This is a genomic window from Elizabethkingia argenteiflava (assembly GCF_009904105.1).
GTDB classification, from domain to species: Bacteria; Bacteroidota; Bacteroidia; order Flavobacteriales; family Weeksellaceae; genus Elizabethkingia; species Elizabethkingia argenteiflava.
The window spans coordinates 22,980-33,322 of record NZ_JAAABJ010000248.1 but is presented as its reverse complement, the minus strand read 5'-3'; the positions used below and the strand labels follow the sequence as shown (position 1 = coordinate 33,322).

Annotated in this window: 7 protein-coding genes; 2 read left to right on the top strand and 5 right to left on the bottom strand. The window is 37.3% G+C overall.

The window, feature by feature from the left end; all coding sequences use genetic code 11:
• On the bottom strand, window positions 1–120 hold a 120-nt coding region (locus GNY06_RS15485), incomplete at its 3' end, for a transposase-like zinc-binding domain-containing protein (protein ID WP_449390389.1).
• A 970-nt stretch (window positions 121–1,090) separates the two neighbouring features.
• On the bottom strand, window positions 1,091–2,320 hold the full coding sequence (locus GNY06_RS02510) for an ABC transporter permease (RefSeq protein ID WP_166518654.1): 1,230 nt from the start codon (window positions 2,318–2,320) through the stop codon (window positions 1,091–1,093).
• Between the two features lie 4 nt (window positions 2,321–2,324).
• On the opposite strand from GNY06_RS02510, the gene GNY06_RS02505 reads away from it, so the two are divergent.
• Together GNY06_RS02505 and GNY06_RS02500 are read left to right on the top strand one after the other, a co-directional pair.
• Window positions 2,325–3,527: an exo-beta-N-acetylmuramidase NamZ family protein gene (locus GNY06_RS02505; protein WP_166518653.1), complete on the top strand. Its 1,203-nt coding sequence runs from the start codon at window positions 2,325–2,327 to the stop codon at window positions 3,525–3,527.
• A 192-nt stretch (window positions 3,528–3,719) separates the two neighbouring features.
• Window positions 3,720–4,700, top strand: coding sequence for a PLP-dependent cysteine synthase family protein (locus GNY06_RS02500; RefSeq protein WP_166518652.1), 981 nt, complete (start codon window positions 3,720–3,722; stop codon window positions 4,698–4,700).
• A 45-nt stretch (window positions 4,701–4,745) separates the two neighbouring features.
• On the opposite strand, the gene GNY06_RS02495 is transcribed toward GNY06_RS02500, so the two are convergent.
• From GNY06_RS02495 to asnB, 3 genes are all read right to left on the bottom strand, one after another.
• Window positions 4,746–6,182 (bottom strand): sodium:solute symporter, encoded by a 1,437-nt coding sequence (locus tag GNY06_RS02495; RefSeq protein ID WP_166518651.1) that lies wholly within the window; start codon window positions 6,180–6,182, stop codon window positions 4,746–4,748.
• A 108-nt stretch (window positions 6,183–6,290) separates the two neighbouring features.
• Complete coding sequence (locus GNY06_RS02490) at window positions 6,291–8,402, bottom strand: type IA DNA topoisomerase (RefSeq protein ID WP_166518650.1); 2,112 nt, start codon at window positions 8,400–8,402, stop codon at window positions 6,291–6,293.
• A 227-nt stretch (window positions 8,403–8,629) separates the two neighbouring features.
• On the bottom strand, window positions 8,630–10,291 hold the full coding sequence (asnB, locus tag GNY06_RS02485; RefSeq protein ID WP_166518649.1) for an asparagine synthase B: 1,662 nt from the start codon (window positions 10,289–10,291) through the stop codon (window positions 8,630–8,632).
• Window positions 10,292–10,343 lie beyond the last annotated feature (52 nt).

Here is a 10,343-nt window from a genome sequence, read left to right as displayed (position 1 = left end):
TTCACCCCCTCTTTTATATACTGTAAAATTAAATCCACAATTTTTACATTTGTATCTTTGAAGATTCCTGACAATACCGTTTTTTACTTTTTCAGACTCATGACATTTTGGACAATCCATTATTTTTAGTAAAGATAAGAAAAACTATCTTAATTTAGCAATACCATAAATTTTTATATAATTTTAATTTAATTAAAATTATAGCTACTATACTTTGTTAAATTGAAGCGAAGCGTAAATTAAACAAAATCAGTGGTATCTACGAGGTTTTAATAGTCGGTTAAAATATTCAAGTTCAAAACATTTTAAAATGAGTTATGCAGTTTATCCTCCTGAAAAAGGACAAGTTTCTTCAGGAGGAATAGTAAACATATCGATATTTAAGCTGTTGCCGAAACGACCTATCAACATGCAGATCCTAAACTTATCCATTTAATAAACCTTTGCATTTCGCTATTTCTGACAGGATCAAAACAGGGTTAGAATATTCGAAACAAATCCGGTGAACTTAAAGAAATTCGGGAAGACTCAGTAAAATACAATACTCATATTTTGACCGGTTATCATGAAAAAATGAAAGAAATTCAAAACGATTCGATAAAACGAAAATAAGGCATACAAGATAATTTGGAGTTCATAAAATCAGAGCTTGGAGAGGAAAATATAGAATATAGTTAGATTTAATGTTCATCGTGATGAGAAAACAATGTATATTCAGGCCATTACCGTAAATCTTACCCAATACGGACGCTTCAGCAAAATAAATCATTGTAAAAGGCAATGTAAGAACGCCAAGACCATTATGCTGAAAAGATGAAAGCTCACGGACTTCAACGGGGAATTAAAAACACAGGTATTAAGCACGAATCCGCTCGAGAATATGAAAATACCATTAGACGCGTGAAATAAAGAAAGTCTAAATCTAAAAGATATCAAAAAGATTTTTTAGGTGTTGAATTATACCCCTATTGGTGAAGGGGTGATTTATTTTTTTTAAAGTATTCATCTGAATACCTAGAAAAATGGCATATATCGATTTTTATCCTTTTTTTCGTCTAAGCATTACCGGAAAGAGATTAAGCAGATGAACTTAGTTGTATTTTATAGATTTTACGGGGGATATTTTACTGATTAAGTAGCTAGGTAAAATCATGGACACAGCCGCTATTAAAAGAATACCAGAGGAGATGGCTAGTATATACAGACCATTCAGATCTACAGGTACTACACTAATAAAGTAATTATCAGGATTTAAAGATATAATGCCTAAATATTTTTGTAGTAACAATAAGCCTAAGCCGATTAAATTACCCACGATAAGCCCAGGAATCATAATCAATAGAGTATAGTGGATAAAGATACTTCTAATCTGAAAATTAGTAGCGCCTAAGGTTTTGAGTATTCCTATGGAATTGGTTCTTTCTATAATGAGGATGAGCAATACCATAATGATATTGATAACCACTACTACGAGCATGATGAAAATAATTAATCCAATATTGGTATCAAAAATATTTACCCAATCGTTGATTTGAGGAAATATATCCGTGGCCTTTTCCGCATAGTTTTTGGATCCGATCAGATTTTTGATTTGCGGGTATATTTTATCGATTTCATCAATATTATGCAGATAGATATCTACCCCCCCAATATCCTTTTTATCCATATCTAAGATTTTTCTCACCTGATTAATGTCGCCTATTACAAAAAGATCATCCAGAAGTTTAATGTCTGTTTTATAAATACCGGCCACTTCAAATTTACGATATACGGGTCGTTGATCTTCTTTTGAAAATATAGATACAATGGAATCTTTAACATTAAGCCCCAAATCCGTTGCGATTTTATGAGAGATCACAATCTGGTTATTGTAGCCCTTTTCATCGTACTGAGGGCAGCTTCCGGCAACAATAAATTTTTCAAAACGTTTTCTATCAAAATCTTTTCCTACTCCTTTATATACTACGCCGTCAAAACTTTTTTCGTTTCTCATAATGCCGCTAATCATAGCATAAGATTGTACTGAGGCGATAGCAGGTGTGTTTTTTATTTCTTCATATTGAAAATTTTGGAGGTGTAATTTTGGGGAATTATACGAATTGTCGGTTTCCTGAGCTTTTACGGTAATATGTCCGTTAAAATCGGCAATTCTTTCCTTAATAGCCTTTTTAGCTCCTAATCCGGTGCATACCGTGATGAGCGAAACAATAATACCCAAGGCTACCGAAAGCCGGCCAATAAAGATAATAATTCGGGATAGATTATTTCTGTTATCTTTAGAAAATGCTATCTTGCGAGAATAATATAAAGAAAATTTCACCCCTATGAATTTTAGCCTCAAAATTAAAAATTTAGTTCTGATCTGCCTAATCTATTTTAGTATTATATCTGTTTTTAAAGCTCAGACTAGTATTAGCTTACAAACCGGAGCGGATCAATCGGACATATATTTGCCTTTGCTTAAAAATAAAAAGGTTATTGTATTAACCAATCAGACAGGTGTATTAAGTGATAATAACCACACCCATTTGGTAGATTTTCTTTTATCTAAAAATGTAAACATTACTAAAATATTTACGCCCGAACATGGCTTTCGTGGGGATGCTGACGCCGGAGAGCATGTAAACAGTGATGTAGATCAAAAGACAGGATTACCCATCATTTCTTTATATGGGAAAAATAGAAAGCCTTTAGCAGAACAACTTGAGGATTCCGATATTGTTCTTTTCGACTTACAAGATGTAGGCGTAAGGTTTTATACCTATATCTCTACTTTAAGTCTTGCTATGGAAGCTGCAGCCGAAGCGGATAAAGAATTTATTGTATTGGACAGACCCAATCCTCATGACGGTTATATAGATGGTCCGATTCTCAATAGCCGATGGAGTTCTTTTGTGGGGATGCACCCTGTTCCGGTATTATATGGTCTTACCATTGGAGAATATGGAAAAATGGTCAATCAAGAAGGCTGGCTGAAAAATGGAATCCAGGTCAGATACACCCTCGTGAAGATGTTAAACTATCATAAGCAGAGGCGTTACCCTATTTTGGAAAAACCATCGCCTAACTTACCTAACGACACGGCCGTTCATTTGTATCCAAGCCTTTGTTTTTTTGAGGGTACCAATATCTCGGTAGGAAGAGGAACAGCTTTTCCTTTCCAGGTATATGGATCTCCTTATACTAAAGGTTTTGAGTTCAAATTTACCCCTCAACCTTCTTTTGGAGCCAAAACGCCTCCTTTTAATGGACAGTTATGTTTTGGTGAAGACCTTCGGAAATATCCCCTTTCTCCAGACGGACTAAATTTAGAATGGTTGTTAAAAGCTTATAAAAATTATAAGAGTAATATGGGGAAGTCTGATTTTTTCTTAAAAAATCTTTTTTTTGATAAACTCGCTGGTAGTGACCAGCTTCGTAAGCAAATTATCAGTGGAATGTCTCTACAGCAGATCAAAGATTCGTGGAAGCCTGGGTTACAGGATTACGAGAGAATAAGACAAAAATATATTGTATATCCTAACTAGAAGCAATTTAATATGTTTCGTTTTTATCGGTTATAGAGCGATGCTTGAGAGTGCAAAATTTTCTAATCCTACCACTCTATTTTATAGCTATATAGAATGGGCATCATTGTAGGATCAAAAAACATAAATCGAAGAGTTGGAGAGGGGATAATTTTTTATTTTATAAATTTGCCCCCTATAAAATAAATCTTAATGGAATATGCGAATAATATTTTAGAGACCATAGGCAATACACCGTTGGTAAAGCTAAATAGAGTGTTGGGAGAGGATTTTCCAGCACTGGTTTTAGCTAAAATGGAAACTTTTAATCCTGGTAATTCGGTAAAAGACCGTATGGCTCTTAAAATGATTGAAGATGCTGAGAAAGATGGGCGTTTAAAACCTGGAGGGACGATTATAGAAGGCACCTCTGGTAATACAGGAATGGGCTTGGCTTTAGCTGCTATTATCAAGGGGTATAAATGTATTTTTGTAACCAATGATAAGCAGTCTAAAGAGAAATGCGATATTTTGAGGGCTGTGGGAGCCGAGGTGATAGTTTGTCCTACCGATGTTCCACCCGAGAGCAGGAGATCTTATTATTCCGTTTCCAAAAGGCTTGCACAAGAAACGCCTAATGGATGGTATGTCAATCAATACGATAACCTTTCGAATAGACAAGCCCATTACGAAACCACTGCTCCTGAGATTTGGGAGCAGACACAGGGAAAGCTCACGCATTTTGTTGCAGGAGCGGGTACTGGGGGTACCATTACCGGTTGTGGGAGATTTTTTAAAGAAAAAAAATCGGACATTCAGATAATAGGTATTGATACCTATGGCTCTGTGCTCAAGCATTATCATGAAACGGGTGAAATAGATAAATCCCTTATCCATGCGTATATCACCGAAGGTATTGGAGAGGATATTATCCCTGAAAATTATGATATGAGTGTGATTGACCATTTTGAAAAAGTCACGGATAAAGACGGCGCTTTGTATGCGCGTAAATTAGCATTGGAAGAGGGTATTTTCTGTGGTTATTCTGCAGGTAGCGCTATCGGGGGATTGGTGCAGATGAAAGATCGTTTTACAAAAAATGATGTTGTGGTGGTTCTGTTGCACGACCATGGTAGTCGTTATATCGGTAAAATATACAATGATGATTGGATGAAATCACAAGGCTGGTTATAAAAATAAAAAAACCTGAAGATCTATTTACTTCAGGTTTTTTTATTTTTATTTTTTTCTAATCATCCAGAGCCCCAGAAAGGTGAGACAGCCATTTAGGATCAGTAACTCAAGGCCTATTTCGAAATCTCCGAAAATATAGGATTGAAAATGATCGACTAAATAGCTCAGTGTGGGTGCTGCTAAGCATACATAAGGCACCTTTTTGTCCTTTACATTATATTGGGTAAATATTCCGAAGGCAAATAAACCCAATAATGGGCCATAAGTAAATCCTGCTAGCTTTAGGATCAACCCAATCATGGAGCTGTCATTAATCCATTTAAAGATAAACACCAGAATAAGGAAAGATAGGGCTACGCCGAGGTGAATACTCTTTCTTATCTGTTCCTGTTTTTTTTCTGTCCACTTTTTTTTGTGGATACCCAAAATATCAATACAGCAAGATGAGGTTATAGCGGTCATTGCGCCGTCGGCGCTTGGGAATAATGCGGAGATTAAAGCGATGATAAAAATAATCGAGATTACTGGAGGCATGTGTTCCAGTGCTAAAGTCGGAAATAGATGGTCTCCAATTGCCGTTACGTGTTCTTTAGCCGCATATAAGTGTAGTATCCCTCCCATATAGAGAAATAAGGCAATCACTATGAGCATAATAAATCCGAGGCTGACCATGTTTTTTTGAGAATCTTTAAGATGCGTAACCGATAAGCTTTTTTGCATCATTTCTTGATCTATTCCCGTCATAGTGATGGTAATAAAGACCCCTGCCATAACCTGTTTGATAAAGAAGTTTTTTTTCATAAAATCTGTACCGATAATCTGAGTATAACCTCTTTCGTGGAGGGCAGAGAAGCTATCGCTTATACTTAAGTTCATATGATCCAGCATATAAATAGTACAAATTAGCAGTCCTGCCAGCATACAGGTGGTTTGTAGGGTATCTGTCCATACGATGGTTTTAACACCTCCTTCGTAGGTATATAATATGATCATTCCGAGGATAATAAGGGTAGTTACCATAAAGGGAACATTTAGTTTATCCAGAATGCTGATTTGTAGTATATTGACGACTAAGTAAAGCCTGGCCGTAGCCCCTACCAAACGAGAGACAATAAAAATGCTGGCCCCTGTTTTTTCCGATACTTCTCCCATGCGCTGCCTGAGATAACTGTAGATAGAGGTTAGTTTGAGTTTATAATAAAGGGGTAGCAAGAGATAGGCGATCAGAATATACCCGATTAAATAGCCCAATGTGATTTGTAAATAAGTAAAATTATCTTTCCCTACAGCCCCAGGTACGCTCACGAAGGTGACTCCCGAGAGGGAAGTTCCTATCATTCCGAAGGCGACCAACATCCAGTTACTGTTGCGATTGCCGATAAAAAAACTTTCATTATTACTTCCTTTTCCAGTACGATAAGAGACGTAGAATAAGATTGCAAAATAGGCGAATACAATTAATAATAGTAGGATTGGAGACATGTACAAGATTTTAAACCAACAAATGTAGTTTTTTTTAGCATATAGAGGAAGAAGTTTAAAATGAAAATGTAAGTGGCTCTTATGATGTTTATATTGTTTAAAGAGCCGTTAAATGCCCTCCTTTTTTATTATGAGGGTATAGTTTTCATCGAACAATAATGTCCCTTCTGTCATAGAGTCAGGGTGTTGGGTAAAACCCTTTAGTTTAGAGGTTTTGCCTTTATTAATTAAAGTTTTAATTTGTTTTTCTGTCAATTTTTTGCCGAATATAATAAAAGGAACTTTAAAATTACAGTTTCTAAAATCAGAACAACCCACGGCTGTTTTTCCCTTTCGAAGACTATTTTTTTTACATTGTGGACATTTTTCCTCTTCCCATTCTAGGGGAATATTCTTGCTAGGGGTGCTTTCCTTTTTCCCCTTTTCCTGTAGCGGTGAATCTAAGCTTATAATTTTTGATTTTTCATTGATCACCCTTTGGGTGAGGGACGATACCATATTTACCAGCTCTTCTTTGAAAAGGCTGGCTTCGTATTCCCCGCGTTCAATTTTACGTAATTTTAATTCCCATTCTCCCGTGAGTTCGGGACTCTTCAAAAGTTCATCTTCTATAGTATCTATCAGCTCAACTCCAGTAGGAGTGGCATATAGATTCTTCTTCTTTTTAGTTATATATTTTCGTTTTAAGAGGGTTTCAATGATATTGGCTCGGGTAGATGGTCTTCCAATACCATTGTTTTTCATGAGTTCTCGCATCGCATCGTCTTCCACTTGCTTTCCTGCGGTTTCCATACCTCTCAGGAGGGATGCTTCTGTATACGGCTTAGGCGGGGATGTTCTTCCATGATGGATGAAAGGGGAGTGCTCTCCGCTTTCACCTGCCGAAAATTCCGGAATATTCTGTTCCTCTTCTTTATTATTTTCTTTTTTATCTTTTGCGTAGAGTTTTCGCCAACCTGGTTCCAGGATTTGTTTCCCATTTGCTTTAAACGGAATACTGCCCACTTTTCCTTCCACCAGCGTATTCGAAATTTTACACTCTGGGTAAAATACGGCTATAAATCTCTTAGCAACCAGATCATAAATTATTTTCTCTTCTTTGCTTAGATGGTCGGAAGCAGGAATTTCAGTAGGTATAATTGCATGGTGATCCGTTACTTTAGAATCATCAAACACCGCTTTGGACTTAGGGATAGGTCTGGACAATAAATCTTTTGTATATTCCACATAAGAATACATGCTTTTGAGTATGCCATGAATCTTGGGATGAAGATTCTCGGAAAGATAAGTGGTGTCTACTCGGGGATAGGTGGTATGTTTTTTTTCGTACAGACTCTGTATATATTTTAGAGTGTTCTCGGCTGAGAAACCATATTTTCTATTCGCTTCTACTTGTAGCCCGGTAAGATCAAAGAGACGTGGATTTTTTTCTTTTCCCTCTTTTATCTCAAATGAAACTATTTCAAAAGGATGTTGTTGTAAATAGAATAAACCTTGTTCGGCCCTATCCAGTGTTTTTAAGCGATCTATTGCGGCATTGAAGACCACCTCACGATAAGAGGTTTTCAGTTCCCAATAATCTTCGGTTCGAAAGGATTGGATTTCTTTTTGGCGCTGTACTAGCATGGCTAAGGTAGGCGTCTGAACACGTCCTATAGAAAGAACGGTCTTATTACCACCAAATTTTTTTGTAAACAAACGGGTAGCGTTAATTCCTAATAACCAGTCGCCTATTGCACGGGCATTGCCTGCAAGATAAAGGTTTTGATAATTTTCAGCAGGTTTTAAATCTGCGAAACCCTCTCGAATAGCATCTTCTGTAAGAGCGGATATCCAGAGTCTTTTTACAGGTTTAGTGCACTTGGCTTTTTGTAGAACCCATCGCTGGATAAGTTCACCTTCTTGGCCGGCATCTCCACAATTGATGACCTCCTCACATTGGCTCACCAGGCTTTCTATAATTTTAAACTGCTTCTCCACTCCTTTGTTGGCAATCAGTTTAATTCCGAAATTATTCGGAATAATGGGTAGAAATATTAAATTCCACGACTTGTATTGAGGGCCGTAGTCATGCGGTTCTTTAAGTGTGCATAAGTGGCCGAAGGTCCAGGTTACCCAGTAACCATTTCCTTCAAAATAACCCTGCATAGAATTATGAGCGCCTAATACTTTGGCGATCTCTTTGGCTACACTTGGTTTTTCAGCAATACAAAGTTTCATGAAGGGATTATTAAGGGGTGCAAATTTCCACATTTTTCTAAAATTTTCAGGCTTTATTGACCATAAAAATCCAGAAAATATTATAAACCTCCCGACTTTTTATATTCTTAAGGGGGTGATAAAAGATAGAGCTGATTTTTAGTATCAAATTAAGCTGCTCTACTCGTGTTAAAAAAATGCCAAGACAGAAAATGTCTTGGCATTTTTCGGATACGAGTTTAGTTTTTTTAGTAGCTCACATCGTGTACTTTTACAGCTCTGCCACTAGGGTCATTCATCTTTTTAAAGGCTTCATCCCATTCCAAAGCAATAGGGGTAGAACAAGCCACAGAAGGTACCGATGGTACTGTAAGTGCAGCACTATCGCTTGGAAATAGCTCATGGAAGATGCTTCTGTATCGGTATTCTTCTTTGTTCATGGGGGTGTTGATAGGGAAGCGGTATTTGGCATTGGTCATCATCTCATCGCTGACCTCTTCTTCTGCAATTTGTTTTAGAGTGTCAATCCAGCTATAGCCTACGCCATCACTGAACTGTTCTTTTTGTCTCCAGGAAATACTTTCAGGTAGAAGATCCTCAAAGGCTTTGCGCAGAACCCATTTTTCCATTCTTTCAGGGGTAATCATTTTATCTTGAGGATTCATGCTCATGGCAATATCTATAAATTCTTTATCCAAGAAAGGAACGCGGCCTTCAATACCCCATGACATGAGTGATTTATTGGCACGTAGGCAGTCGTAGAGGTGAAGTTTTTTCAATTTTCTTACATTCTCTTCATGAAAAGCCTGGGCATTAGGGGCCTTATGGAAGTAGAGATAACCTCCGAATAATTCGTCGGAACCTTCTCCTGAGAGTACCATTTTAATTCCCATGGATTTAATGGTTCTTGCGAGAAGATACATGGGCGTAGAGGCGCGTATGGTCGTAACATCATAAGTCTCCAAGTGATAAATAACATCGCGTATGGCATCTAGGCCTTCTTGTATGGTGTATTTCACCTCATGGTGAACAGAACCTATATGATCGGCCGCTTTACGAGCTGCCAAAAGATCCGGAGAGCCCTCTAAACCTACAGCAAAGCTGTGGAGACGTGGGTACCAAGCATCTTGAGTATCACCACTTTCAATTCTTTTTGAAGCGAATTTTGCAGTAATGGCTGCAATGATGGTAGAATCCAAGCCTCCCGATAAGAGAACACCATAGGGGACATCGCTCATTAACTGTCGGTGAACAGCGTCTTCCAATCCTTTTCTAAGTAAATAAATATCGGTGTTGTTATCTTTCACCGTTTCATAGTTTTCCCAGTCTCTTTTATACCACTGTTCGTAGTGCTCGCCTTCCTTACCGTAGAGCAGTTGACCGGGCTGGAATTCCTCTATTTTATTGCACACCCCCTCTAAGGCCTTAAGTTCTGAGGCTACATAGAAGTTTCCATATTTATCCCATCCCCGGTATAAAGGGATAATCCCCATATGGTCTCGGGCAATAAGATAGGTGTTTTGCTTGATATCGTATAGGGCAAATGCAAAGATACCGTTTAGTTTTTCTAAAAAGTTTTTCCCATGTTTTTGGTAAAGTGCCAAAATAATTTCACAATCGGACTGGGTGAGAAATTCGTAGTCCGGAAATTCCTTTCTCAGCTCAAGATGGTTATAGATTTCACCATTTACGGCTAGCACAATATTTCCATCTTTAGAAAATAAGGGTTGCTTTCCCGAAGTAGGGTCTACGATGGCAAGTCTTTCATGAGAAAAAATTATTTTTTCGTTTTGGAAAACTCCAGACCAATCCGGACCACGATGTCTTATTTTTTTAGACATCTCCAATACCTGGGGTCTTAAAGTTTCAGTTTTTTGTTTGGCATCAAACAAGCATACAATCCCACACATTTTATTAAGGTTTTATATTTTAAATTTAATTTATCAATGCAAATATGGGTTT